The sequence below is a fragment of the Xenorhabdus stockiae genome, assembly GCF_002632825.1.
In the GTDB taxonomy this organism is placed as follows: domain Bacteria; phylum Pseudomonadota; class Gammaproteobacteria; order Enterobacterales; family Enterobacteriaceae; genus Xenorhabdus; species Xenorhabdus stockiae.
The window spans coordinates 1-645 of sequence record NZ_NJAJ01000142.1; the positions used below are offsets into that span (position 1 = coordinate 1).

The window sequence follows — 645 nt, forward strand, 5'->3', positions numbered from 1 at the left end:
TAACCTCAGCTTCGCTTAAAAATAGCGATCTCATTATCCCGTAGATTCAAGCTCGGTTTTTTAGGTTGGAATGTATAAGCAATAAGGCCAGCAGCAACTTCCAATAAAAAACCGAGTTGACTGCGATGCCTTGAATGCTCTATCTGAGAAATATTCTTGAGCTGATCGACGACGGTTTCTATCAAAAACCGCCGCCTTAACATCAATCTATCCCAGAGAGATAATGCCTTGGTTTTCATGTTACTCCGGACATTCGTGATTAACGTGACACCTTCCGCTTCTAATTCATCACATAAAGCCTGGGACAAGTACCCTTTATCACCATACAAACAGCCTGTTAATCCTTTTGTCAGCGCTTTGACTGGCTGGCGATCATCCGTGTTTCCTGCGGTGAGTTTCACGGCTAACAACTCGCCGCAATCATTGATAACCAAATGAAGTTTAAAACCATAAAACCAGCCGGTACTGGTTTTTCCTCGTTGTGCCATGCCCTCAAATACCCGATGACGGGAAATACGAAGGTTATGACAAACGGCAATTTTGGTGGAATCAATAAAGGCGATCCCTTGAGTTGTTACCTTACGTGACGACAGAAAAGCGCATAAAGGGATAAGCGTCCTTTTCTTCAGGGTAAGCATACGGGTA

Annotated in this window: 1 protein-coding gene; it reads right to left on the bottom strand. The window is 43.7% G+C overall.

Annotated elements, in window-relative coordinates; all coding sequences use genetic code 11:
* Nucleotides 1–5: 5 nt before the first annotated feature.
* Nucleotides 6–645 (bottom strand): IS982 family transposase (locus Xsto_RS20835; RefSeq protein ID WP_099126329.1); only part of this gene is annotated, 640 nt, incomplete at its 5' end.